Source organism: Delftia sp. NA_296.1, assembly GCF_052692095.1.
In genome coordinates this window covers 652,861-676,091 of sequence record NZ_JBQZGF010000001.1, presented here as the reverse complement: position 1 = coordinate 676,091, position 23,231 = coordinate 652,861, and the positions used below count along the sequence as shown (strand labels likewise).

At 66.6% G+C, this 23,231-nt stretch carries 23 protein-coding genes and 1 riboswitch; of the genes, 7 read left to right on the top strand and 16 right to left on the bottom strand.

All coding sequences use genetic code 11. The annotated features are described in order from the left end of the window. The first annotated feature begins 8 nt into the window (after window positions 1-8). Complete coding sequence (locus ACUTR7_RS03215) at window positions 9-1,280, top strand: RhtX/FptX family siderophore transporter (protein ID WP_445608238.1); 1,272 nt, start codon at window positions 9-11, stop codon at window positions 1,278-1,280. Here the strand turns inward: ACUTR7_RS03215 and fauA are convergent. The 8 genes from fauA to lptF form a co-directional block, all read right to left on the bottom strand. After that, window positions 1,277-3,496, bottom strand: a complete 2,220-nt coding sequence (fauA, locus tag ACUTR7_RS03210) for a TonB-dependent alcaligin siderophore receptor FauA (protein WP_445608110.1) — start codon at window positions 3,494-3,496, stop codon at window positions 1,277-1,279. The genes ACUTR7_RS03215 and fauA overlap by 4 nt on opposite strands. 77 nt (window positions 3,497-3,573) lie before the next feature. Beyond that, window positions 3,574-4,536, bottom strand: coding sequence for a helix-turn-helix transcriptional regulator (locus ACUTR7_RS03205; RefSeq protein ID WP_445608109.1), 963 nt, complete (start codon window positions 4,534-4,536; stop codon window positions 3,574-3,576). Between the two features lie 110 nt (window positions 4,537-4,646). After that, window positions 4,647-6,341: a tannase/feruloyl esterase family alpha/beta hydrolase gene (locus ACUTR7_RS03200; protein WP_445608108.1), complete on the bottom strand. Its 1,695-nt coding sequence runs from the start codon at window positions 6,339-6,341 to the stop codon at window positions 4,647-4,649. Between the two features lie 105 nt (window positions 6,342-6,446). Beyond that, entirely contained in the window at window positions 6,447-7,604 is a 1,158-nt protein-coding gene (locus ACUTR7_RS03195) for a pyridoxal phosphate-dependent aminotransferase (protein ID WP_445608107.1), read from the bottom strand. A gap of 58 nt (window positions 7,605-7,662) precedes the next feature. Next, entirely contained in the window at window positions 7,663-8,604 is a 942-nt protein-coding gene (locus ACUTR7_RS03190) for a CysB family HTH-type transcriptional regulator (RefSeq protein WP_034398475.1), read from the bottom strand. Window positions 8,605-8,668: 64 nt separating this feature from the next. Next, window positions 8,669-9,082 (bottom strand): sirohydrochlorin chelatase, encoded by a 414-nt coding sequence (locus ACUTR7_RS03185; RefSeq protein WP_216293300.1) that lies wholly within the window; start codon window positions 9,080-9,082, stop codon window positions 8,669-8,671. Between the two features lie 10 nt (window positions 9,083-9,092). Continuing rightward, on the bottom strand, window positions 9,093-10,202 hold the full coding sequence (gene lptG, locus ACUTR7_RS03180; RefSeq protein ID WP_034393081.1) for an LPS export ABC transporter permease LptG: 1,110 nt from the start codon (window positions 10,200-10,202) through the stop codon (window positions 9,093-9,095). After that, the gene (lptF, locus tag ACUTR7_RS03175; protein ID WP_099733791.1) at window positions 10,202-11,329 is read right to left on the bottom strand and encodes an LPS export ABC transporter permease LptF; all 1,128 of its coding nucleotides are present in this window, start codon (window positions 11,327-11,329) and stop codon (window positions 10,202-10,204) included. Before lptF ends, lptG begins: the two co-directional genes overlap by 1 nt. Window positions 11,330-11,352: 23 nt before the next feature. Between lptF and ACUTR7_RS03170 the strand changes: the two genes are divergently transcribed. The 3 genes from ACUTR7_RS03170 to ACUTR7_RS03160 are packed head-to-tail and all read left to right on the top strand — an operon-like array spanning window position 11,353 to window position 14,244. Beyond that, a complete protein-coding gene (locus tag ACUTR7_RS03170; protein ID WP_445608106.1) occupies window positions 11,353-12,930 on the top strand; it encodes a leucyl aminopeptidase in 1,578 nt (525 codons plus the stop codon). Between the two features lie 45 nt (window positions 12,931-12,975). Beyond that, window positions 12,976-13,407: a DNA polymerase III subunit chi gene (locus ACUTR7_RS03165; protein WP_012205376.1), complete on the top strand. Its 432-nt coding sequence runs from the start codon at window positions 12,976-12,978 to the stop codon at window positions 13,405-13,407. 3 nt (window positions 13,408-13,410) lie between these two features. Further along, window positions 13,411-14,244 (top strand): hypothetical protein, encoded by an 834-nt coding sequence (locus tag ACUTR7_RS03160; RefSeq protein WP_445608105.1) that lies wholly within the window; start codon window positions 13,411-13,413, stop codon window positions 14,242-14,244. Between the two features lie 46 nt (window positions 14,245-14,290). Here the strand turns inward: ACUTR7_RS03160 and ACUTR7_RS03155 are convergent, their stop codons facing one another. From ACUTR7_RS03155 to ACUTR7_RS03145, 3 genes are all read right to left on the bottom strand, one after another. Continuing rightward, window positions 14,291-15,307 carry a D-2-hydroxyacid dehydrogenase family protein gene (locus ACUTR7_RS03155; RefSeq protein ID WP_063326267.1) on the bottom strand — a complete coding sequence of 339 codons (1,017 nt, stop codon included), beginning with the start codon at window positions 15,305-15,307 and terminating at the stop codon, window positions 14,291-14,293. A 662-nt stretch (window positions 15,308-15,969) separates the two neighbouring features. Further along, complete coding sequence (locus ACUTR7_RS03150; protein ID WP_445608104.1) at window positions 15,970-16,500, bottom strand: DUF4124 domain-containing protein; 531 nt, start codon at window positions 16,498-16,500, stop codon at window positions 15,970-15,972. Between the two features lie 107 nt (window positions 16,501-16,607). Then, entirely contained in the window at window positions 16,608-16,811 is a 204-nt protein-coding gene (locus tag ACUTR7_RS03145) for a hypothetical protein (RefSeq protein WP_445608103.1), read from the bottom strand. 111 nt (window positions 16,812-16,922) lie between these two features. Then, window positions 16,923-16,986, top strand: a riboswitch (Fluoride riboswitch). An 81-nt stretch (window positions 16,987-17,067) separates the two neighbouring features. On the opposite strand from ACUTR7_RS03145, the gene crcB reads away from it, so the two are divergent. Both crcB and ACUTR7_RS03135 read left to right on the top strand, forming a co-directional pair. Then, window positions 17,068-17,454 carry a fluoride efflux transporter CrcB gene (gene crcB, locus ACUTR7_RS03140; protein ID WP_034393102.1) on the top strand — a complete coding sequence of 129 codons (387 nt, stop codon included), beginning with the start codon at window positions 17,068-17,070 and terminating at the stop codon, window positions 17,452-17,454. A gap of 178 nt (window positions 17,455-17,632) precedes the next feature. Continuing rightward, on the top strand, window positions 17,633-18,190 hold the full coding sequence (locus tag ACUTR7_RS03135) for an AAA family ATPase (RefSeq protein WP_445608237.1): 558 nt from the start codon (window positions 17,633-17,635) through the stop codon (window positions 18,188-18,190). Between the two features lie 47 nt (window positions 18,191-18,237). Here ACUTR7_RS03135 and ACUTR7_RS03130 read toward each other — a convergent pair whose 3' ends face one another. From ACUTR7_RS03130 to lexA, 4 genes are all read right to left on the bottom strand, one after another. Next, window positions 18,238-19,209, bottom strand: a complete 972-nt coding sequence (locus tag ACUTR7_RS03130; RefSeq protein ID WP_445608102.1) for a FecR domain-containing protein — start codon at window positions 19,207-19,209, stop codon at window positions 18,238-18,240. 4 nt (window positions 19,210-19,213) lie between these two features. Beyond that, complete coding sequence (locus ACUTR7_RS03125) at window positions 19,214-19,690, bottom strand: sigma-70 family RNA polymerase sigma factor (protein WP_445608101.1); 477 nt, start codon at window positions 19,688-19,690, stop codon at window positions 19,214-19,216. 254 nt (window positions 19,691-19,944) lie between these two features. Beyond that, on the bottom strand, window positions 19,945-20,277 hold the full coding sequence (locus tag ACUTR7_RS03120) for a hypothetical protein (protein ID WP_445608100.1): 333 nt from the start codon (window positions 20,275-20,277) through the stop codon (window positions 19,945-19,947). A gap of 252 nt (window positions 20,278-20,529) precedes the next feature. Continuing rightward, a complete protein-coding gene (gene lexA / locus ACUTR7_RS03115) occupies window positions 20,530-21,204 on the bottom strand; it encodes a transcriptional repressor LexA (RefSeq protein ID WP_012205399.1) in 675 nt (224 codons plus the stop codon). Between the two features lie 98 nt (window positions 21,205-21,302). Here lexA and ACUTR7_RS03110 point away from each other — a divergent pair, with 98 nt between their 5' ends. Then, window positions 21,303-22,292: an asparaginase gene (locus ACUTR7_RS03110; protein ID WP_445608099.1), complete on the top strand. Its 990-nt coding sequence runs from the start codon at window positions 21,303-21,305 to the stop codon at window positions 22,290-22,292. 92 nt (window positions 22,293-22,384) lie between these two features. On the opposite strand, the gene adk is transcribed toward ACUTR7_RS03110, so the two are convergent. Further along, window positions 22,385-23,041: an adenylate kinase gene (gene adk / locus ACUTR7_RS03105; RefSeq protein ID WP_012205401.1), complete on the bottom strand. Its 657-nt coding sequence runs from the start codon at window positions 23,039-23,041 to the stop codon at window positions 22,385-22,387. Between the last annotated feature and the right edge of the window lie 190 nt (window positions 23,042-23,231).

Here is a 23,231-nt window from a genome sequence, read left to right as displayed (position 1 = left end):
CCCCTGCGATGTCGCAGCCGGACCTGCACACCTGGCTGATGGTGGCCGGCCTGTACCTGACCCAGGGCATGCCCCTGGGCCTGGCCATGGACGCCGTGCCCACACTGCTGCGCAGCGAGGGCGCCCAGCTCGGGGCGTTGGCCTTCCTGCCCCTGGTGGGCTTGCCCTGGGTGCTGAAATTCCTGTGGGCCACACGCGTGGACAACCGGTGGTCGGCCCGCCTGGGGCGCCGTCGCAGCTGGATCCTGCCCATGCAGGCCCTGGTGCTGTTGTGCCTGGCGGCATCGGCTGCGCTGGGCATCACGCTGCAGACGGCGCCGGCCATCGTGGCGCTGGCGGCCCTGGGTTCCCTGGCCAGTGCCACGCAGGACATTGCCACGGACGGGCTGGTGGCCAAGCATTTCAGGGGCCGTGGTCTGGCTGGCGCCAATGCGCTGCAGGTGGGCGGCACCATGGTGGGCTTCTTTGTGGGCGGGGCCGGCAGCATGGTGCTGGCGGGCTTGCTGGGACAGCGTCTGGCGCTGGCGGCCCTGTGCCTGCCCGTGGCCTTCAGCCTGCTGCTGGTGGCGCTGTGGCGTGAGCCGGCTGCGCTGCAGGGCCTGCGCAGCCGGCCGGGCGTTCGCCGGTCGCCAGCCCGTCTCAAGGCCTTTGTGCAGCGCTCCGGCGCCTGGCCGCTGGTGGCGGCAGCCGTGCTGTCGTCCATCACGGCCGTCAGCGGCTTTGGCCTGGCCAAGCTGTTTCTCGTGGATGCAGGCTGGCCGGTCGAGGCCGTGGGGCGCGTGGGCATGGCGGGCGGTGCGGTGACCGTGCTGCTGGGCTGTGGCGGGGGCGCTTGGCTGGTGGCACGGCTGGGCGCCAGGCCGGCGCTGGCCTGCGGGCTGGCGGCCTGCGCCGCCTCGGCGCTGGGCTGGATGGCCCTGGCCGCAGGTCTGCTGCCGCTGGACATGGGCACTGCCTTTGCGGCCCAGGCGCTGGGGGCGTTTGGAACGGGTGCATCTTCGGTGGCCGTGATGACGCTGGCCATGCGCTTTGCCGGTGCCGGCCCGCAGGCCGGCACCGACATGACAGCCGTGCAAAGCGCCCGCGACACGGGGGAGATTCTGGCCTCCACCCTGGTGACATCGCTGGCGGCGGCCGTGGGCTACGGCGGTGGCTTTGCTGCTGGATTGCTGGCTGCGGCGGTGACGCTGGCCGTCTGCTGGCGCATGCTGGGGCGCCAGGGTGGAGCGCAAAGCATCGTTGCCGATGCCAGCGCCGATCCGGTGGCGAAGTCCTCCTAGAAATCCGCCTTCAGGCTCACCGTCAGATTGCGTGGCTCGCCCCACCAGCCCTGGTTGTAGAAGCCGATCTGGCTGTAATACTGGCGGTCCAGCAGGTTGTTGAGCTGCACGCTGGCCGACCAGGTGGGGTCGATGCGGTAGTGGGCCGAGAGGTTGACCACCAGGTAGCTGCCCTGGCCGACCTGCACGCTCTGGCGCAGCGGGTTGGTCACGTTCTGCCAGATGCGGCTTTGCCAGCGCAGGTTGCCGCCCAGGCTCAGGCCTTGCAGCGCACCCTCGAAGCTGCGCATGGCCGTTAGCTTGACCAGGCTGCGCGGGTGCGTGGTGTTGAACGCGGCGCCGCTGGCGCTGCGTGCCGTGTAGTGCGTGTAGCTGGCGCCCATGCGCCAGCCCCGGGCCGGCTCGCCGCTGAGTTCCAGATCGATGCCGCGCACCTGCGCGCCCTTGACGCCGCGATAGGCCTTCTGGTCCGTGGTGCCGTCGATGAATTCGCCTGTGTCCTGCGCCAGGTTGTCCTGGCGGGTCTGGAACAGCGCGGCGGAACCCTGCAGCCGGTCCTGCAGCCAGGAGCCCTTGAGGCCCAGCTCGAAGGCCTGGCCGGTGACGGGGTCCAGGATGCTGCCTTGCTTGTCGCGGTAGTTCTGGGGCGTGAAGATTTCCGTGTAGCTCAGGTAGGCCGTGTGCCGGGCATCGATGTCCCACAGCAGGCCGGCGTAGGGCGTGATTTCGTTGCTGTAGCGGTAGTCGCGCAGGCTGCCGAAGTAGTTCTGGCGCGTGGACCAGCGGCTCAGGCGGGCGCCGGCCACGGCCGTCCAGCCATCGGCCAGCGAGAAACGCCCCACGGCATAGCCGCCGCTTTGGCGCATGCGGCTGTCGTCGCCGCCGTTGGAGATGTCGGACCAGCCCGGCTCGGCCAGGCTGCCGTTGCGCCAGTCGAGGAAGTTGTCCGTGGCAGGCGGCGTGCCCAGCGGTGCGTAGCGGCGGATGTCGATGTCGTCGCGCACATGGTTCCAGCCCACGGCAATCTCGTGCTGGCGCCCGAACAGCGCGACCGGGCCGCTGGCCGTGAGGTGCAGGCTGTCGCGCGAGCGGTTGCCCCGGTATTTGATGAAGGAGTTGGCCATGCCCAGGCCGGTGCTGGCGTCCGGCGCGCCGCCCCGGTAGACGTAGCGCATGTCGTAGTTGCCTTCGTTGCGGCTGTAGGCGGCGCGCAGCAGCCAGCGGTTGTCCAGGCGGTGCGTCAGGTCCAGCGTGGCCGTGGTGTTCTCCGTGCCGAAATGCGACCAGCGCGTGTTGTTGGATACCGAGCGGTCGAAGTCCGTGCGTCTGCCGTCCGCATAGAACAGCGGAAAGCCTGCGCCCATGCCGGGGCTGGTGTTCTTCTGGTATTCGAGGCTGGTCACGAGCCGCGTGGCGGGCGTCAGGGCCGCGCTGACCACGGCGTACAGACCCTGCCTGCGCTGGCCGAAGTGACTGACGTAGCTGTCGCTGTCCGATTGCACGGCCACGACACGGCCATGCACGCGGCCTTCGCGGTCCAGCGGCAGGGACAGATCGGCCTCGGCGCGGCGAAGGTTCCAGCGGCCCAGCGTCAGCGAGGCATGGCCGCCCGCCGTCTCGCGCGGCTGCTTGCGCACGAAGTTCACCGTGGCCGACGGATCGCCCGAGCCATTGAGCAGGCCCGTGGCGCCGCGCACGATTTCCACGCGGTCGTAGAAGGCGGTGTCCATGTCGGTGGCGCCGAAGTTCCACAGGCTGTTGATGGGCGAGGCCAGCCCGTCGAACTGGAAGTTGCTGATGCCAAAGCCCCGCGAGGAAAACTGGTAGCGGTTGCTGTCGCTGCGGCTCACCGACAGGCCGGGCGCGGAGGCCTCCAGCGTCTGCGAGACCGTGAGCTGGCCTGCATCGTCCATGAGCTGGCGCGTGATCACGCTGACCGACTGCGGTGTCTCGCGCGCCGACAGTTGCAGGCCCGTGGCCGTGCCTGTGGAGCCGCTGGTGTAGCGCGCCGTGCCTTCGGTGGTGCCCGCATCGGCGGCGGCGCGCACGGTGACGGTGCCCAGTTCGGTGTCGCTGTTCCTGGCAGGGGGCTTGTCCTCGTCGGCGGCCCAGACTGCTGGCGCAGGGGCTGCACACAGGGCGCAGATCAGCAGGGACAGCGGGGTCCGCGCGCCTTGGGGGTGTCGCGGGGTGGGGTGTTGAATGCGAATGCTCATCATTTCCATGGTCCTGGGCGTGAGCCCGGATTGTGGGAAATGTGCGCCGCCGCCGCCTGTTCCCGGCGACGCCAGTCCTATGGTTTGCGACGCAGGCTGCCTTGGCTGGGCGCGTGGCCGAAGCGCTGGCGAAAGGCCGTGGCGAAATTGCTGGCGTGCTGAAAGCCCACGCAGTCGGCCGCTTCCTGCACGCTCCAGCCCTGTGCCAGCCGCTCGCGCGCCAATTGCATGCGGCGCTCGCGCAGCCAGCCGAACACGGTCTGGCCGTAGGCGGCCTGGAATTTCTCGCGCAGCGTGGTCGGGCTCATGCAGGCCAGGCGCGCCAGGTCGTCCAGGCTGTGCGCCTGGCCCGGCGCTGCATCCATGCACTCGCGCACGCGCTCCAGGCCGCGCCTGTCCCGGGGATGGATGCGCGGCGAGGGCGCAGGCCGTGGCTGCGCATGTGCCTGCAGCGCGCAGGCCAGCACCTGCAGCGCAATGCCTTCGCGGTGCAGCCGGGCCAGGCTGCCGCTCCAGACACCATCGAGCAGCTGGCGCAGCGACACCGCCAGATGCTCGGGCAGCGACCAGGCATGCAGCGGCGGGCCGGACTGCCGCAGGGCATGGTGCAGCAGCTCAGCCAATTCGGCATCGGCGCAGGCCTCGGGTGCCTCGATGGACAGGTTGAAGCCGCGCACCCTCTGGCCTGCCGCATGGGTGGCCTTGAGCACCTCGGTGTCGCCGCAGGAGAATGCCGCTGCGGCATGGCGCGTCACGCTCAGGGCCTTGCGGGCGCCGGGCAACTGCAGCTCGGCCTGGCCGTCCAGCAGGACCACGGCGGTAAAGCGCCGCGGATGCTCGGACGTGGATTCATAGCCATGGTTGATGCGGATGTCGGAGCTGACCAGCTGCAGGCCCGAAGGCAGTTGGTGCTCCTGCACCTGGCCTTCGAAGATGCAATCGTTTTCGGAGACGGTGGAGAGAAAGCGCACGCTGAAACCGTGGCGCTGGCGCATGGCGTCGAGCTGCGCCGTGGTGTAGCGCTGGGAAGTGGCGGGCATGGGCGGAGGCGGAAAGGCGGTGGCGGGAAGCGCTCGCTGCAGTGAACGCTTCTCATTATCGCTGCAGGCTTGCTCCGGCCCTGCGCCGTCCAGCCCGCAGATGCGCAGGCTCAGGGCAGGGCGCAGACAAAGCTGGCCGCATCCTCCACATTGCCCGTGCCGGCGGCTGCGCCCTCGAACCTGTACCTGGCAATCTTCGGATACGGGCACAGCGGGCGCGTGCGCTGCGGAAAGTCCGCGCTGGACGGCAGGGCCCTGGCGGCGATGGTGTCCGGGGCGATGCCTTTCTCCACCCAGTCGACCATGGCCTGTATGGAGTCGAAGCTGTCCGTGGCCGGGCCGCCCGAGCAATGGTTCATGCCCGGTACGAGGAAGGTGCGCGCAAAGTCTTGCGTGGCCTGCATGCCGCCGTTGTTGGCGGCCAGGCGCTCGTAGTAGTCCAGCGTGTCCAGCGCCGAGAAGATGGGGTCGGACATGCCGTGGATGAAGAGCATCTTGCCGCCGTGCTGCCGGAAGGTCGTGAGCCGGTCGTCCCGGTAGGTGTCATAGATGGCCGAGTAGGCCTGCATGCGCGCCGGGTCGGTGTCGAAGTTGAAGGCCAGCGGGTTGAAGCCCAGGTCTGGCGGGGTGAGGAATTCGTTGACCAGCGCATCCACGATCAGCGTGATGTAGCGCGAATCCGGCGTGGCGGTGGTGGAGCTGCCCAGTGTCCAGGTGCGCCAGCCCGGCGCTGCCAGGCCCGGATCCCACGGCTGGCCCGCATACAGGGCCTGGCCTGCCGAGTTGCGCGGCCCGGCAAACACGTTTCTGAGCGCGTTCACCTGTCCGCTGCTCAGGCAGCTGCCGGTCTTGGCGCCGCCGCACTGCAGCACGCCGGGGTCGAAATGGCAGGCCTTGACGTGGTTCACCATGCCATCGGCCACGCCGTCGGCCGCATCGCAGGAGGCGGTCACGGACTTGGCCACCAGGTTCAGGTCCTCGTTGCTGAAGGCCCGGGAGAGGATGCGCCGGCCGCTGCTGTCGGTCGGCGCGATGGCATCGAACTCGATGGTGTTCCACATCGCGGCCACCGTGGCGCCGCTCGATACCCGCATGGCAGGAGCCCCGGCCGTGATGGCGTCGAAGTAGTCGGGAAAGCGCTGCGAGAACACCATGCCCTGGCGTCCTCCGCCCGAGCAGCCTGAAAAATAGGAGTGCTCAGGCTTGCGCCCGTAGCGCGTGGAGATCAGCGATTTGGCCGCCACGGCGGTTTTGTCGTAGGCGTTGTAGGCGTGGTCCAGCCGGGCCTGAGGGTCGGCACCGAAGCTGGCCGTCGTGCCGGTGTGGCCCGCGTCGGTGGAGACCACCGCAAAGCCCTGGCCCAGCGGCGAAGGCGTTGCGCCAGAGATGCTGGAGCTCAGCGAGGTGTCGCGCAGGATGCCGTCGTTGCCACCGCCGCCGATGAAGAGAAACCGGCCGTTCCATTGGTCCGGCAGGCTGAGCTGGAACCCGATGGCGTAGTTCTTGCCGTCCACGCCCACGCGCGGGTTGATGGCGCCGGTGACTACGCAGTGCCCGGGCAGCAGCGCGCCGGTGCTGGCGCCGCCCGGCCTGCGGGTGTCGGGCGGCACATAGCTGGTGGACAGCCGGGTGGCCGCTAGGCCTGCCCTGTCAGGCAGGTCGGCGCAGGCGGCCGCCGGCGTTGCGGCATCGGCCAAAGTGGGGCTGCTGCCACCGCCGCAGCCCGCCATGAGAAGGGATGCGGCAAAGGCGGCCGTGGATGGAAAAACGCGCCGCAAGGCGCGTGGGGCGTGGTCGATTCGCATGGCTTGTGTCTCCTGTCGCCCGAGCGTAAGACCAGGGACGGAGGGGCCATGTCATCTCAGAGGATGACGGGACAACCCGGCGTGGGCGCTGCCCCGCGCCCGGTTTCAGAGTTTGCGCAGCCGCTCCAACGCCGCGCGCAGCGTGCTGTCTTGCTTGGCAAAGCAAAAGCGCACCACGCGCTGGTCGAAGCCGTCGCCATAGAAGGCTGACAGCGGGATGGCCGCCACGCCATGCTCCCGGACCAGCCACTGGCAGAACGCGGCTTCGTCCAGGTCCGACACGGCCGAGATGTCGGCGCAGACGAAGTAGGTCCCTGCCGTGGGCAGCAGGCGCAGGCGCGAGCCTTCCAGGCCCTGGCAGAACAGGTCGCGCTTGGCCTGGTAGAAGGCGGGCAGCTGCAGGTAGGGCGCAGGGTCGGCCATGTAGCTGGCCAGGCCCGCCTGCATGGGCGTGTTGACGGTGAAGACGTTGAACTGGTGGACCTTGCGGAACTCGGCCGTGAGCGCGGCCGGCGCGGCGACGGTGCCCACCTTCCAGCCCGTGACGTGGTAGGTCTTGCCGAAGCTGGAGACGATGAAGGCGCGCGCCGCCAGGCCGGCAAAGCGCGCAGCGCTCTGGTGCTGGCGGCCGTCGTAGACCATGTGCTCGTAGACCTCGTCGCTGATCAGCAGCACGTCGGTGGGCGCCAGCAGCTCCTGCAACTGCAGCATCTCGGCATCGCTCCAGATGGTGGCGCTGGGGTTGTGCGGGCTGTTGATGATCAAAAGCCGTGTGCGCGGCGTGATGGCGGCGGCAATTTTGGCGAAGTCGGGCTTGAAGCTGCCCGGCGTCAGCGGCACGCGCACGGGCACGCCGCCGGCCAGCTCGATATTGGGCACGTAGCTGTCGTAGCAGGGGTCGAGCACGATGACCTCATCGCCCGCATGCACGGTGGCCAGGATGGCGGTGAGGATGGCCTGCGTGGCGCCGGCCGTGACCGTGATCTCGGTGCCCGCGTCGTAGCGGCGGCCGTACAGCGCCTCTATCTTGTCGGCCATGGCCTGGCGCAGCTGCGGCAGGCCGGGCATGGGCGGGTATTGGTTGTGGCCGGCCTGCATGGCGGCCGTGACGGCATCGACCAGCCTGGGGTCGCAGCCGAAGTCGGGGAAGCCCTGGCCCAGGTTCACCGCCTGGTGCTCGGCGGCCAGCGCCGACATGGTGGTGAAGATGGTCGTGCCCACATGGGGCAGGCGGCTGGGGAAGGCGGGCGTGGCAGAGGTCATGGCGGAGGCAGCGGAAAACGGGAACGGACCCGCGCTGCGGGCCCGGTGGGGCGGAAGATCAGAGTTCGTAGTCGTGCACGTGGCCGCTCATGGCGCGCATGATCAGGTCGCGCGTCAGGCGGTCGCTGAGCAGTTCGGCGAAGCGGTAGACGAAGTTGCGCAAATAGGCGCCACGCTTGATGGCCACGCGCGCCACGCTCTGGCCGAACAGATGGCCCATGGGGCGCACCACGAGGTCGTTGACCGGATCGTCGCGCATGGCCATCTCGGCCACGATGCCGATGCCCAGGCCCAGGCGCACGTAGGTCTTGATCACGTCGGAGTCAATGGCCTCCAGCACGATGCGCGGACGCAGCCGGCGCGTGGCGAAGGCCTGGTCGATCTTGCCGCGCCCGGTGAAAGAGGGGTGGTAGGTGATCAGCGACTCATGGGCGATGTCGTCCAGCGTGATGCGCTCTTTCTGCGCCAGCGGATGGCCCGTGGGCATGACCAGCACGTGCTGCCATTCGTAGCAGGGCAGGGTGACGAGATCGGGGTAGTCGGCCAGGGACTCGGTGGCCATGCCGATGTCGGCGATTTCGTCGATGACCATGCGCGCCACCTCGGCCGGCGTGGCCTGGTGCAGGCTGATGGTGACCTTGGGATACAGGTCGCGCAGCCGTGCCACGGCGGGCGGCAGCACGTAGCGGGCCTGGGTGTGGGTGGTGGCAATCGACAGCGTGCCGCTGTCCTGGGCGCTGTACTGCTCGCCGATGCGCTTGAGGTTGCCGATCTCGCGCATGATGAGTTCAATGCTCTTGAGCACCTCCAGGCCGGGCTCGGTGATGCGCTTGAGGCGCTTGCCGTGGCGCGCGAAGATGTCGATGCCCAGCTCCTCCTCCAGCTCGATGATGGCCTTGGAGACGCCGGGCTGCGAGGTGTGCAGGGCCTTGGCCGCCTCGGTGAGGTTGAGGTTGCGGCGCGCCGCTTCTTGGACGAATCGGAATTGGTGCAGGTTCATGGCGGTGACAGCTGGGTGCAGCGCGCCATTATGCTGCATTTATATAAAGAAGCGATTCGTTATTTCAGCTTCCTGAACTGCCGGAAGGCTCCATGGCCGCCAACGCCAGCTCTGCCAGCAGGGCCGTGACACGTGGATGCTCGCCCACGGCCGGCTCCAGTTCCACGGCCACCTGTGGATGGGTGTCGCGGATCTCCTGCACCAGCTTCGGGATGTCCTCACGCGCATGCTTGCCCGTGCCAAGGAACAGGGGCAGCACGGTGATGCGCGTGGCGCCCGCCTCGACCAGCCCGCGCGCGGCGGTGGGCAGGTCGGGCGCACAGGCTTCCAGGTAGGCGCATGCAGCCAGGCCGTGGGGCCGCGTTTGCCGGACGGCGCCGAGCACGGCCTCGATGGGCTGGCGCCACAGCGCGTCGCGGGAGCCGTGGGCCAGCAGGATCAGGCCGGCAGTGCCGGCCCATGTTGTGTCGTTTTGCATGGCAACGGATCTAGCGGCGCAGCACCAGCCAGGTGAAGGCGGTCAATGAAAGAAGGCTGTAGAGCAGGCCCGGCGCCGCAGCGGTCAGCCAGGGCGACCAGGTCTGCAGCGTGCCGATGTAGCCGAACACGTTGTTCAGCAGGAAGAAGCTGATGCCGGCCATGACGCCACCGAACACATAGGCTGCGATGCCGCCCGAACGGAAGTGCAGATAGGCAAAGGGCAGGGCCAGCACCACCATCACCAGACAGCTCATGGGGTAGAAGACCTTGCGCCAGAACTCGATCTCGTACTTCTGCGCGGCCTGGCCGTTGGCCTCCAGGTGGCGCACGTACTGGAACAGCGAAATGGTGGACATGCGGTCGGGCTTGAGCAGCGCGGCCGAGACCATTTCGGCGCTGATGCCGGTCTTCCAGACCAGGCTGTCCTCCTTCTCGCGCAGCAGCACCATGCCTCCGTCGGCCTTGGCCTTCAGGCGGCTGGCCTCAACGCCCTGGAGCGTCCAGGATTCGCCATCCTCGCTGACCTGCGCCGCCTGCGCATGGATCTGGGCCGAAATGCGGCCCTGGCCGTCAAAGTCGAAGATGCGCACATTGGAGAAATCACCGGGCCCGCGGATGGCGCGCACGTTGATGGCGATGGAGTGATCGCCCTGGCGTTCCTTGAGCCAGGCACCCGTGGCGCCGCGCGACAGCTGGGCCAGGTGGATGGCGCGGATGTTCTGGCCCGCGTTCTCGGCCGCCGGCGCCAGGTAGTCGCCCGTGCCGAAGGTGGCCAGCACAAAACCCAGGCCCAGCACCATCAGCGTGCGCAGCGCCAGCCAGGGGCCCATGCCGCTGGTGCGCATGATGGTGAATTCCGAGCTCTGGGCAAAGCGCGCCATCACGTAGATGGTGCCGATCAGCACGGTGATGGGCATCAGCTCGTACAGGTGGCTGGGGATGCGCAGCACCACGAAGAGCAGGGCGTGCGTGATCTGGTAGCCGTTGTCGCCGCCGCGCCCGACCCAGCGCAGCTCATCAACCAGATCGAAGAAGAAGAACAGCGCCAGGAAGGCCAGCGTCACATAGCTGACGGCCGCGATGATGTCGCGGTACAGCAGGTTTCTCAGAACTCTCATCAGGGCACCGCCTTTGCGTCGTCCAGGGCAGCCGGCTTGCAGGGCCTGCGCCACAGGTCACGCGGCGACCAGCGCTTGTGCCGTACCAGCAGCACCAGCAGTGCCAGCAGCAATGTTCCACCGTGCAGCAGGGCCGTCATGGCGGGCATGCTCAGCTTGCCCGAGGCCACCCAGTTCTCGCCCAGCGTCATCAGGTTGTAGTACACGATGAAGGCGAACAGCGCGAGCATGAGGCTGCCGCTGCCACCAGCGCGCGGGTTCACGCTGGCCACGGCCAGGCCCAGGATCACGAAGTTCAGCGCCGCCAGCGGCAGGCCTATGCGCCAGCCCAGCTCGGCGCGGTAGATGGGTTCGGTGCGCGGCAGCAGCTCATGCGTGTACGTGCTGCGCGCGGCCATTTCCTCGGCGGCGGCCAGATTGTTGCCGCCGCCGAGCTGCGTACCGTATTCCTTGAACTCGCTGATCTTCACCGAGCCGTCGCTGGTCTGCGTTTCCATGCGCTGGCCGTCGGTCAGCACGGCCATGCGCTCGCCCTTGATCACTTCCAGCCGCGCCCCGCGCGCCGAGGTCACGGACTCGCGCCCGCGCTCATTGGCCACGATGAACACATTGTTGGCAGCGGTGGCGCTGGGCACGTCCTTGTCGATGAAGAACACGCGCGAGCCGCCGGCAGACTCCTGGAACTCACCGGGAGCGATGCGGTCGATGTCGCTGCGTTGCTCGAACTGGGTCTTGATCTGCTCGATCTGCTGATTGGCCCAGGGCAGGATGCCCAGGCCCAGCACGGCGATCACGGCCAGCACCGGCCAGGCAAAGCGCAGCAGCGGGCGCAGCAGGCTGGCCAGCCCCTGGCCTGCGGCGAACCAGATCACCATCTCGCTGTCACGGTACATGCGCGACAGCGAGCCGACCACGGCTACGAAAAGCCCCAGGCCCAAAATCGTGGGCAACTGGCCAAGCACCGTATAGCCCATGACCAGCAGAACGTCGGAAGGGCTGACATTGCCCTTGTAAGCCTGGCCCAGCGTGCGGATCAGCATCATGGTCATGACGACAGTGATCAGCACCACGACCGTGGCACCGAAGCTGCGGGCCAGCTCTTTGCGTATGGATGAATCGAATAACATTGGCTGAAAGGAAAACGCCGATTATGAACTTTGAACTGAAGCCGTTGACGACTGCCGCAGCAGTACGTGAAAAGTGTGACCTGTTGTTGGTGCTGGTGACCGAAGCCACGGTCACGGGCAACGACGCGCTGTCCACCCTGGTCGCACACGCGGTCAAGGCCGGAGATTTCGAAACGGCAGCCGGCAAGCAGCTGGCACTGTACGGCCTGCCAGCCGTTGCCGCACGCCGCGTCGTGCTGCTGGGCGCGGGCAACGGCTCGGCACGGGAAGTGCGCCAGGCCGTGGCCGGCGCAGGTGCCGCGCTCAAGGCGACCGGTGTTGGCAAGGCCTTGCTGTGCTTTGGCTTCGATGCGGCAGGTCCTGCCGTTGCTGCCGCCGTTCTGGCGGCGGCCGATGCCTGCTACAGCTATACCCACACCAAGCCGCAGGCCAAGCCCGTGGCGCTCAAGAAGCTGGTGATTGCCGCAGCCGTCAAGGCGGGCGACAAGAATGGCGTTGCCGACGCTTTCAAGACCGCCGTGGCCCAGGCCGAAGGCATGACCCTGGCACGCGAATGGGCCAATCGCCCTGCCAACCACGCCACGCCCACCTTACTGGCTGACGCGGCCCGCGCCCTGGCCAAGCTGCCCGGCATCAGCTGCAAGATCCACGGCCCCGCCGAAGTCGCCAAGCTCGGCATGGGCGCTTTCATGGCCGTGGCCCAGGGATCGGAGCAGCCGCTGCGCTTCATCGAACTGCACTACAACGGCGGCGCCAAGGGCGCCGCGCCCGTGGTGCTGGTCGGCAAGGGCATCACCTTCGACACTGGCGGCATCTCTCTCAAGCCTGCCGCTGAAATGGACGAGATGAAGTTCGACATGGGCGGTGCCGCCAGCGTGCTGGGCGTGTTCCATGCGCTGGCCCGGCTGCAGCCGGCCGTCAATGTCGTCGGCCTCATTCCAGCGTCCGAGAACATGCCTGGCGGCGCTGCCGTCAAGCCGGGCGACGTGGTCACCAGCATGAGCGGCCAAACCATAGAAATCCTCAACACCGATGCCGAAGGCCGTCTCGTGCTCTGCGATGCGCTGACCTACGCCGCCCGCTTCAAGCCCCGCGCCATGGTGGACATTGCCACGCTGACCGGCGCCTGCGTCATCGCCCTGGGCGGGCTGCGCAGCGGCATGTTCTCGCCCAGCGACGAACTGGCCCGCGCGCTGGAGCAGGCCGGCGATGCAGCACTTGACCCCTGCTGGCGCATGCCGCTGGACGAGGAGTACGGCGAAGGCCTCAAGAGCAATTTCGCCGACATGGGCAATGTGGCTGGCCGCGCGGGCGGCGCAGTCACGGCAGCCAAGTTCCTGCAGCGCTTTGTGGGCGACATTCCCTGGGCGCACCTGGACATCGCCGGCACGGCCTGGAAGAGCGGTGCCGCCAAGGGCGGTACAGGCCGCCCCGTGGGCCTGCTGCTGCACTATCTGCTGGCCGGCATCGATGCTGGCAAGGCGCAGGCCAAGGCTGCTGCACCCCATAAAGCTGCTGCACCCAAGAAGCCTGTGCCACCCAAGGCAGGATCTGCCAGCCGCCGCAAGGCTGCAGTTGCAGCTCAGCCGGAGCAGGCATGAGCGCATCGTCCCCGTCAGCCCGGGCCTGTTTGAAGGGAGCATCGCTTGACTGAAGTGGCGTTCCATTTCAACGCACCCGACAAGCTGGCCTATGTCTGCCGTCTGGCGCGCAAGGCGCTCAGGCACCGCACGCAACTGGTGGTGCTGGGGTCGCCGCCGCTGCTCAAGGCCTTGTCGCCCAGGCTGTGGAGTGTCTCGCCCACCGACTTCCTGGCCCATGCGGGCGAAGGCGATGGGGCAGACATCATGGCCTTCTCGCCCATCGTTCTGCTGGAGCGGCTGGACGGCGCGCCGCACCACGACATGCTGGTCAACCTGGGCGGCGAAGTGCCCGAAGGGTTCGAGCGCTTTGCGCGTGTCGTCGAAGTGGTTTCCGCCACCGACGAGGAAGACCGCCACCTGGCCCGGCAGCGCTGGAAGCACTATGCGGCCCAGGGTATTTCCATCAAGCGCCATGACCTGGTCCTCAAGGAGTAAGCCATGAGCGCTCCTCCCTCCAAAACCCCACCGCGCTTTGTTCCCACGCTCACCGATGTCGTTGCGGTGGATGCGGTGCAGGCACCGGTTCAGGTGGTCGAACCCCCGGCACCCCTGGTACACCCCGTGTCCGAACTGCCGCTGACTGACGAAGCGACGCCCTGGGCCAGCGAAGGCATGCTGGCGCCTCGGCGTGGCGTGGTCGCCCTGCCTGCGTCCCTGCCGCCGCTGCCGCAGGACCTGGAACCGCAGCGGCCCATGGTCACCGAGCAGGCTGCACCCGAGGAAATCCAGACACCTGCAATGCAGCCCGTGCTCTCGGACTATCAGCCGCCCAGCGCCCCGTCCGTGGAAATGCAATTGGCCCAGGAAAGCCGTCTAGCCGAAATGGCTGATGTGACTGATGCGGCAGATGTTGCAGGTGCGGCAGATGTGGCTGCAGCGGGCGACGCGGCACCGGCCGGGGAAGTGGTCCCTGCCGACCTGGTGGTCCCGGTGGTGCAGGCTGTCGTGGCAGAGGCGGCTGCCGCGCCGACGCCGGCTTCCCCCGCCATGCCGGCAGCCCCCACCATGGAGTCCATCTGGGATAGTCATGCGCAGCAGGTCACCGAGGAATATCTGGTCCATCGCCTCATGCAGCGTGTGGACCTGGTGCTGGACCAGCGCCTGCGCGACGCCATTGCCACCGTGGTTCAGCAGCAGACTCGGTCCATCGTCGTGCGTCTGCGCGAGGAGGTGGAATCCGTCGTGCGCCAGGCCGTCTATGAGGCGGTGGCCGATGAACTGGCCTTTCGTGCCACGGCCGCACGTGGCGACTCCGGCCAGGGCGGCCGTTGAGTGCTGGGCAAGGGCGGGCGGCGCAAGCCCCCGCCTGATCCGGTCGTCAGCCTGCGCGGGCCGGGCCTGAGAACACCTCGGGATTGAGGATGTTGCTGGGCTGCCCCGCAACGAAGTTCACCACATTGTCGAAGGCAGCGCGAAAGTACAGCTCATAGCTGTCCTGCTCCACGTAGCCGATGTGCGGCGTGCAGATGCAGTTCTCCAGCCGCAGCAGCGCATGGCCCTGGAGGATGGGCTCGCTCTCGAACACGTCCACGGCCGCCAGGCCCGGCCGGCCCCGGTTGAGCGCACCCAGCAGGGCATCGGCCTCCACCAGCTCCGCGCGCGAGGTGTTCACGAACAGGGCGGTCGGCTTCATGCGTGCCAGATCCTGCGCCGTGACGATACCGCGTGTGGCCTCATGCAGGCGCAGATGCATGGACAGCACGTCGGATTCGGTGAAGAAAGCCTCGCGCGAGTCCGCCGCCGCAAAGCCATCGGCCTGCGCCTTCTGGCGCGAGCTTTCGCTGCCCCAGACCAGAACCTGCATGCCGAAGGCATGGCCGTAGTGCGCGACCAGCCGTCCAATGCGGCCGTAGCCCCAGATGCCCAGCGTGCGCCCGTGCAACACGCTGCCTAGTCCGAAATTCGCAGGCATGGACGCAGCCTTGAAGCCCGATTGCTGCCATGCGCCGTGCTTGAGGTTGGCGATGTACTGCGGCAGCCGCCGCGTGGCCGCCATGATCAGCGACCAGGTCAGCTCTGCCGGCGCAATGGGCGAGCCCACGCCCTCGGCAATCGCAACGCCCTGGTCGGTACAGGCCTGCACATCGATATGGGCGCCGGCCTTGCCGGTCTGCGCGATCAGCTTCAGGCGCGGAAGCTTTTCCAGCAGCTGCCGGCTGATCTGCGTGCGCTCGCGGGTCAGCACGATGATGTCCGCATCGCGCAACCGCACCGACAGCTGGCCAACGCCCTTGACGGTATTGGTGAAGACCTTGGCGTTGAAGGGCTCCAGCAGACGAGCACAGTCCAGCTTGCGCACGGCGTCCTGGTAGTCGTCAAGAATGATGATGTTCATTGCCTGTGAATCTGTCATAAGCCTTTGATTTATCTCCGGTTTGCCGCGCAAGATGTTGTCGGCAAACACTTTAATCTGTCGTTGCGCTCTGTCTTCGGCATCGTCGGCACTTGCCTGAGCTGGGCTGCTTGAAGGTTCTATGACGCTCGCGCAGCCAAGGCCCTGAAGCCCGGCGAACACATTGTCGTTCAAGCTTGCGCCTACCTGAGGCTGGAGGCTTCGGTCAGTACCAAATCTTGGACCTGTCGTTACAGAAACCTCGCAGATGCCAAGGCTCAAACCGGCGAAGTGCGGCCGTTGGCCCACCATGCCAGCCGCACAGGCGGCTTCCGAATGGCAAGCTGCATCTTGCTCCGCTCGCCCCGTTGCTTATCCTACGAACGCAGGTAGGCAGGTAGGCAGGCAGGCAGGCAGGCAGGCAGGCCAAGGTCGGCTCCGCGCAACCGTATCAGTGGCTTACACACTGGAACGTCTTGGCGACGACGATGTCGAGAAGGCTTGGTGGATGGCCGCCTGTTGGCGAAGTCGGTGAAGACCGGGTTGGCGGCGGTCTGAAGAGGCTGCGTGGCATTGGGAGAATGCCTGAACATGTTCCCACGCCGGTGAGTGGCGCGAGAGGAGTCATGATTGCGCTCGATATCTGGCAGTTCCGTGCCTAGTTCTCATTGAGAAACTGGTTGCTGAATGGAGTGAGGTACTCGCGGTGTCCCAATCACCTTCGGCGGCTCCTGCATCAGGGGCGTATTTGAGCCGCATGCAGCATTGACACCCGTGATCGCGGCATTGGTCCGCATCCGTTTTTCGTCTTGGGAAATGGTGCGAATGCTGGAGACGAATTCCAGCTCCTTGCGCGCCTGCTTGCACTGAAGGGACGCGCCGAGCTGATCGGGCGCAGGAGCAGTTGTCTGGCGGGCTTGCTGCTCGATGACACGCTGCTGGCTATCGATCTGGCGCTGCTGCATTTCGTTCATCTGGCGCTGATACTTTTGTTCATTCGCCTGTGCTGCATCAGCCCGTTCACGGGAGATCTCATCGTCCGATTTTTTGCGCTGTATCAGGGCGCCAGTGTCAGTGCTGCTGCAAGGACTGTCTGAGAAAGTCGACTTTCCAGAAGCATCCTTGCATTGAAAGACCTGGGCTGCGGCAGGCAATGCGAAAAGTGCTGTAAAGATTGCTGTGGTCAAGAGTCGCATATGCATATCGATGAATTGATGGGCCTGATCGGAATCGAATTACAGACGAAGCATAGTCCTTTGACCCGCATGCCCGGCAACTTTCGTCTTGGTTTGAATGGCCCGCTTCACTCTGCGTCCCGCAGGGCAGCGCGGCGGGCTGCTTCAGCGGTCTCCTGAGCCTCCTTCTCGGCTTGCCTGAAACGTTCTTGTGCTGTGGTCGATGTGCCGTCATGGCCGCCTGCGGCGCGCTCACCGATGTGAATGTTGGAAAGCCTTGCTGTGCCGTACAGCAAGGCTGCTGCAATGATCAGGAGCACGATGAATTTCATTGTTGCATTGTGCCGCTGGTCATTTGTAGGGTACGGCCTGCGTCTGCAGAGCAATCTCACCTCTGCCGCTTGCTAGGTCCAGAGTAAACTCGCCCCGGCAGCCAGCACTCGCTGCACGATGGGAATGGAGCTTCCCGAAACCGCCCTGCGAAGGGCTGATGGCTCCTGCCTTGGTGGGATGGGTCCTGCCGGTGGCGGGGCCATGTCTTGATCCTGCCCGGCACGCCCGTCCCGGTTATTCGATGAAAGGACGGTCATGGGGTTCTACGGTTTCATTCTGGTGTTCGTTGGAGGCGGCCTGGGGTCTGCGCTCCGGCATGGCACGAACTTGCTCGCACTGCGGCTGGTGGGCAGTGCGTATCCCCTGGGTACGTTGGCGATCAATGTGCTGGGTGCCTTCGTGATGGGGGTGGTGGTGGAGTGGTTTGCGCTCAAGACATCGCTGCCGCAGAGTGCGCGGTTGTTCATCACCACGGGCATTCTGGGTGGCTTCACCACGTTTTCGACGTACGCGCTGGAGGTCGGCATGCTGTATGAGCGTGGCGACTGGCTGGCCTCCGTGCTGTATGCGCTGGGCTCGCTGGTGCTGGGCGTGGCCGCGCTGTTTGCGGGGTTGGGGCTGGTGCGCATGGTGGCCCATTGAGACACCGCGATTGCGCTATGCTGTGCGCCATGGCCCGCCTGAACGCAACGCAGATTATTCGCACCATCCATTGGATGGTGGGTTAGCCAGCGGCCTTCAGCGCCATGCAACCCGCCCAGAGGAGGCGGGTTTTTTCATTCCGTCTCCGGGGTTTTCTCAAGCCTTTCAGGAGATGGATATGCAGGTTTCCGAACAGTCCCAGCCCCGTTGCGCAGAATATGCCGATGCCCCTGCCGCCAACGCGCGGCTTGCCACGCTGCACATGGTCTGCGGCAAGATCGGCTCGGGCAAGTCAACGCTGGCGCGGCAATTGGCGGCCGAGCCCGGAACGGTGTTGGTCAGCGAGGATTCCTGGCTGGCCGGCCTGTACCCCGGCGAGATGCAGTCGGTAGCCGATTACGTGCGTTGCAGCACGCGGCTCAAGGGGTTGATGGGGGCGCATGTACAGGCGCTGCTGGACGCCGGCGTGTCGGTGGTGCTGGATTTTCCGGCCAATACCCTGGAGGGGCGGGGCTGGGCGCGCAGCGTGTTCGAGAAAGTGGGCGCCTCGCACCGCCTGCATTTTCTGGATGTGCCTGACGAGGTCTGCAAGCAGCGCTTGCGTGTGCGCAATGCGGCGGGCGAGCATCCGTTTCAGGCCAGCGATGAGCAATTCGACCTGATCACGAGCTACTTTGTCGCGCCCTCCGACGAGGAGGGCTTCGACGTGGTGCATCACCCGTATGCGCCGCTCTGAAGTGCTGGTCTGGACGAGAGACTTCGCCACGGCCTCATCCCATCATCTCAGCTTGATCGTGCTTGCACCTCCACCCAATAGCGGGTGCGGGTGCGCAGTTGCAGAGGAAAGCGGCTGACGAGCGCGGCCAGGGCGCGATCCGTGTCATCCACGGGAAAGGCGCCCGAGACAAGCATCCCGGCGACCTCGGCCGAGCAGCCCAGGTAGCCGGGCCGATAGCGGGCAAGGGCGTCAATCAGCTGACCCAACGGCATGTCCAGCGCGACCAGGCCGCCTTCATGCCAGCTGGCTGCAAAGGGGTCTGCGGACGTCGGCGGCTGGGTGGCGCTGGACGAGAAGGCGGCCTGCTGTCCGGCCTGCAATTGCGCGGAGGGCGCATCGCTGTCCAGAGGCTGCAGGCGCACGGCCTTTTCCTGCACGGTGACATGGCACAGGCCATCGTCCGCAAGATGGACCGTGAAGCGCGTGCCCAGGGCCAGTACGTGGCCTTGCGGGGTCTGCACGCTGAAGGGGCGGCCCAGCGCGTCGGGCTCGGTGGCGATGAGGATGCGGCCACGGTGCAGGCGCAGCAGGCGCTGGCGGTCGTCAAAAACGGTGTCCAAGGCGGTGGCCGTATCCAGGGCCACCAGGGAGCCGTCGGGCAGCGTCAGGTTTCGGCGCTCGCCTGTGGCTGTGCGCTGCCCGGCCTGCCAGCTTTCCAGTGGTGCGCCTTTCCAGGCCATCCAGGCCGTGGCGCCGCTGCCCAGGCCCAGAGCCACGCCGCGCACCACGGAGCGGCGGGTGGGCGAGGCGCGACGGCCCAGCGCCTGGCGCGCCAGGGGTGCGGGCAGATGCGACAGTTGCGCGGTGACGGATTGCACGCGCAGCCAGGCGCGCTGGTGGGCGGGATCGGCCTCATGCCATTTCTGCCAGTCCTGTTGCAGGCCCGCTGTGGCAGAGGCGCCGCGCAGTTTCACGTGCCAGGCGGCGGCCTCATGCAAGGCGCGGCGGTCGTTGCCTTCCAGATGTCTCTCGCCCATGTGGCTATGCCAGGACCAGGCAGCAATGCTCCATCGCCCGGGTCAGGTAGTTGCTGACGGTGCGCAGCGATACACCCAGGCGCTCGGCGATCTCTGGGTAGCTCAGTTCCTCGAACTGGGCCAGCACAAAGGCTTCGCGAACCTTGGGAGGAAGGCCCTGGAGCATGCGGTCCACATCCAGCAGGGTCTGCTGGATGATGGCCTGCTCTTCGGGCGAAGGCGCCAGCGATTGTGGCAACTGGGCCAGATAGTCCAGATAGGACTGCTCCAGCGTGCGGCGGCGAAACAGGTCGGCGACCAGGCCCCGGGCGATGGTGGCCAGGTAGCGCCTGGGTTCGCGGATGTCCTGCTGCGGCAGGGGCGAGCGCAGCAGGCGCACAAAGGTGTCCTGGGCCAGGTCGGCGGCATCGTCACGGTTTCCCAGGCGTTTGCGCAGCAGGCTTTCCAGCCAGGGATGGTGATTCTGGTAGAGGCTGTGCACGGAGAAGGCTGGGGCGGAGGAGGCGGGCGCAGTGGCAATCGCTACTGCAAAAGATAATAAGAATGCTTATCAATTATCTTTCAGGCAGGCGCCCCTTCCGCAAAGAGGGCGTCCACTTGTTGCATGTGCGCTACAGGGCAGTGGTGGGCGCCAGCCTGCACCAGCTTTGCGCAGGTCGATTTCTCGCGCGACGCGCGGTCCGCGCCGCCCAGGTTTGTGTCGTGCAAGGTGTGTCGCACACCTTGCATCGGGCCTCAGTTGGCTGCCGGTCCGCCGTGTGCCTCCATGCGCTCCAGCGCAGCGCAGACATCGGCCATTCGCCCGGAGATGAACAGGCATTCCGGCTGCTCCTGCGGCGACCGCTGGATGATGCGCAGGCCTGAAGGCTGCTCAGGCGCGGATTGCAGGGCGGGCTGCGTCGGCAGCAAGGGCAGGATCAGCTGGGCATCTCCATGGTCTGCAGCGCATGCGGCCTTGCCGCGGCGCTGCTGGCCGCGCCGGCGTGCCTTGCTGAAAGAGATCACGTTGGCGGGCTCGGGTGCTGCGGCAGGTAATGGCTGGCACGCAGGGGCTTGTGCAAGAGGCATGGCCGACTCCATGGCGGTCGCAGTCAGGCGGATGCCATGTGCCAGGCGCAGGAAGGAAAAAGAAGACAGTGTTGGCAGAGCGAATCCCATGTGACGACTCCTGTTGGCGTGTTTCAAAGAGGCATGGACACAGGCAGGATTGCGGTTTGCGGGCAAAGCTCCGCCCAGGGCGAAGCTCCAAGGCTTCGCGCCTACCACCTGGGCGGTGCGTGAAATGGGGTGAGGCGGCCTGAGAAGGGCCGCCAGTCCGGCTTACATGGACATGCTGTTGCGGATCAGCCCCACGGCCAGGCCTTCAATGGCAAAGGCCTCTTCGGGGGCGACGCGAATCACCGGGTAATCGGGGTTTTCCGGCAGAAGTTCCACGCCCTGCGTGGTGCGGCGCAGGCGCTTGACGGTGACTTCATCACCCAGGCGTGCCACGACGATCTGGCCGTTGCGGGCTTCGTGTGCTGACTGCACGGCCAGCAGGTCGCCGTCCATGATGCCCGCGTCGCGCATGGACATGCCGCGCACGCGCAGCAGATAGTCGGGGCGCGTCTGGAACAGGCTGGGCTCGACGGAATAGGTTTGGTCGATGTGTTCCTGCGCGAGAATGGGCGAGCCCGCCGCAACGCGGCCCACCAGGGGCAGCATCAGCGGTGCCAGGGCCGACAGCGGCAGTCCGAAGCTGGTGCCGCGCGCGGCATTGATGTTGCGCACGGTGTCGGTACGCAGGCGAATGCCGCGCGAGGTGCCGCTGACCAGTTCGATCACACCTTTGCGGGCCAGGGCCTGCAGGTGTTCCTCGGCAGCGTTGGCGGACTTGAAGCCCAGCGTGTTGGCGATTTCCGCGCGGGTGGGAGGCGCGCCCGTGCGGGAGATGGCGGCCTGGATCAGGTCCAGGATCTGTTGCTGGCGGGCGGTGAGCTTGGGATGGTCGAGCATGGCGTGCGTCCGGTCCTTGAGGGCAGATGGCAGGCTGGGAGGCCATCTGATGATTTATACAGTATCTGTATTTTTAACCAGTTTTCCAAGAGGTGCAAGTGGGGCAGTCAAAGTTGGTGATTCTGGGCACGGGCGGGACCATCGCCGGCCGGGCGGATTCGCAGTCGCAGGGCGTGGGGTACAAGGCCGGGCAGATCACGGTGCAGTCGCTGCTGGAGGCCGTGCCGGACCTGGAGCAGCAGGCGCTGGGACCCGTGCAGACGCAGCAGATCGCGCAGGTGGACAGCAAGGATATGGACTGGCCCGTGTGGCGCGCGTTGCTGCGCGCCTGCACGCAGGCACTGGAGGATGCGGACACACGCGCCGTGGTGATCACGCATGGAACGGACACGCTGGAAGAGACGGCCTGGCTGCTGAACAGCCTGCTGCCGGCCACCAAACCCATTGTGTTGACCTGCGCCATGCGCCCGGCCACGGCCCTGTTGGCAGACGGACCGCAGAATCTGCGCGATGCCGTGACCGTGGCTGCCAGCGGCGGGCGCAGTGGCGTATGGGTGGTGGCAGGCGGCGAGGTGCATGCGGCAGCCCAGGTGCAGAAGGTCCATCCCTACCGGCTGCAGGCAATGCGCTCCGTGGAAGGCGGGCCGCAGGCGTTGGTGGAGGAAGGGCGTGTGCGCTGGCTGGTGCCCGATGCGCCGTCCTCCCCCGCAGCGCCGTCCGCGCGGGCCATGGTGCCTGCGGCCATGTCATCTGATCTGCTGGCGCTGGATGAGCTGCCCTGGGTCGAGGTGGTGTTCAGCGGCGCCTTGGCGCGTGCCAGCGGCGTGGATGCGCTGGTGGCGGCAGGCGTGCGTGGCATCGTCGTGGCTGGCACGGGCAATGCGACGGTTCACGAAGGCATGGAAGCGGCCTTGCAGCGTGCCCGTGACAAGGGCGTCTGGATCTGGCGGGGCACGCGCTGTGCCGAAGGCCTGCCCGTGGCCTCCGGCCTTGGGACCAACCCGGCAGAGGCCGATCTGGCGCAGCTGCCTGTGGCAAAGGCCCGGATTGCGATGATGCTGGCGCTGGCAGCGCAGCCGCGCGATTGAGCCGGGCGGCGACGCCGGTATTTCTTCGGTTGCCGGCGGTCAACAAAAAAGCACCCGGCGGGTGCTTTTTTCGTTGCGGCACATGGCCTGCATCACTCAGCCAGTGCAGCCAGTGCGCGTTGGGTGATGTCCTCGACCGAGCCCAGGCCGCTGATGGCGCGGTACTTGGGTGCCGCTGCGGCTTCCTTTTCGGCCCATGCGCGGTAGTAGTCCACCAGGGGGCGGGTCTGGCTGCTGTAGACGTCCAGGCGCTTCTTGACGGTTTCTTCCTTGTCGTCTTCGCGCTGCACCAGCGGCTCGCCGGTCACGTCGTCCTGGCCTTCGACCTTGGGCGGATTGAACTTGACGTGGTAGGTGCGGCCCGAGGCGGGGTGGGAACGGCGGCCGCTCATGCGCTCGATGATGGCGTCGAAGGGCACGTCGATCTCCAGCACGTAGTCCAGCTTCACGCCAGCGGCCTTCATGGCGTCTGCCTGGGGAATGGTGCGGGGAAATCCATCAAACAGGAAGCCGTTGGCGCAATCGGCCTGGGCGATGCGTTCCTTGACCAGATTGATGATCAGGTCGTCGCTGACCAGTTGGCCGGCGTCCATCACGGCCTTGGCCTGTTGGCCCAGGGGCGTTCCGGCCTTGACGGCGGCACGCAGCATGTCACCGGTGGAAATCTGGGGGATGCCGTACTTCTGGCAGATGAAAGCGGCTTGCGTGCCTTTGCCGGCGCCGGGTGCGCCCAACAAAATCAGTTTCATGGAAGTCCTTGAGGAGAGTAGAAATTCTTGTCTGCCGGATCGGCCCACCGGGGCGGACAGTCCATGCGTCATATTTTTGTCGCGGGCAAGGATAGCACGCACAGGGCTAACACTGGCTTACACGCAGAGGGCAAAACTGTCGCCTGTGCAATCTCCAAAAACTGCGTTTTGCTGTCCGACAAAACCGCAT

Coding starts and splice junctions, on each gene's coding strand:
- ACUTR7_RS03215 (WP_445608238.1), top strand. CDS start 9: ATGTCGCAGCCGGACCTGCACACCTGGCTGATGGTGGCCGGCCTGTAC.
- fauA (WP_445608110.1), bottom strand. CDS start 3,496: ATGAGCATTCGCATTCAACACCCCACCCCGCGACACCCCCAAGGCGCG.
- ACUTR7_RS03205 (WP_445608109.1), bottom strand. CDS start 4,536: ATGCCCGCCACTTCCCAGCGCTACACCACGGCGCAGCTCGACGCCATG.
- ACUTR7_RS03200 (WP_445608108.1), bottom strand. CDS start 6,341: ATGCGAATCGACCACGCCCCACGCGCCTTGCGGCGCGTTTTTCCATCC.
- ACUTR7_RS03195 (WP_445608107.1), bottom strand. CDS start 7,604: ATGACCTCTGCCACGCCCGCCTTCCCCAGCCGCCTGCCCCATGTGGGC.
- ACUTR7_RS03190 (WP_034398475.1), bottom strand. CDS start 8,604: ATGAACCTGCACCAATTCCGATTCGTCCAAGAAGCGGCGCGCCGCAAC.
- ACUTR7_RS03185 (WP_216293300.1), bottom strand. CDS start 9,082: ATGCAAAACGACACAACATGGGCCGGCACTGCCGGCCTGATCCTGCTG.
- lptG (WP_034393081.1), bottom strand. CDS start 10,202: ATGAGAGTTCTGAGAAACCTGCTGTACCGCGACATCATCGCGGCCGTC.
- lptF (WP_099733791.1), bottom strand. CDS start 11,329: ATGTTATTCGATTCATCCATACGCAAAGAGCTGGCCCGCAGCTTCGGT.
- ACUTR7_RS03170 (WP_445608106.1), top strand. CDS start 11,353: ATGAACTTTGAACTGAAGCCGTTGACGACTGCCGCAGCAGTACGTGAA.
- ACUTR7_RS03160 (WP_445608105.1), top strand. CDS start 13,411: ATGAGCGCTCCTCCCTCCAAAACCCCACCGCGCTTTGTTCCCACGCTC.
- ACUTR7_RS03155 (WP_063326267.1), bottom strand. CDS start 15,307: ATGAACATCATCATTCTTGACGACTACCAGGACGCCGTGCGCAAGCTG.
- ACUTR7_RS03150 (WP_445608104.1), bottom strand. CDS start 16,500: ATGCGACTCTTGACCACAGCAATCTTTACAGCACTTTTCGCATTGCCT.
- ACUTR7_RS03145 (WP_445608103.1), bottom strand. CDS start 16,811: ATGAAATTCATCGTGCTCCTGATCATTGCAGCAGCCTTGCTGTACGGC.
- crcB (WP_034393102.1), top strand. CDS start 17,068: ATGGGGTTCTACGGTTTCATTCTGGTGTTCGTTGGAGGCGGCCTGGGG.
- ACUTR7_RS03135 (WP_445608237.1), top strand. CDS start 17,633: ATGCAGGTTTCCGAACAGTCCCAGCCCCGTTGCGCAGAATATGCCGAT.
- ACUTR7_RS03130 (WP_445608102.1), bottom strand. CDS start 19,209: ATGGGCGAGAGACATCTGGAAGGCAACGACCGCCGCGCCTTGCATGAG.
- ACUTR7_RS03120 (WP_445608100.1), bottom strand. CDS start 20,277: ATGCCTCTTGCACAAGCCCCTGCGTGCCAGCCATTACCTGCCGCAGCA.
- lexA (WP_012205399.1), bottom strand. CDS start 21,204: ATGCTCGACCATCCCAAGCTCACCGCCCGCCAGCAACAGATCCTGGAC.
- adk (WP_012205401.1), bottom strand. CDS start 23,041: ATGAAACTGATTTTGTTGGGCGCACCCGGCGCCGGCAAAGGCACGCAA.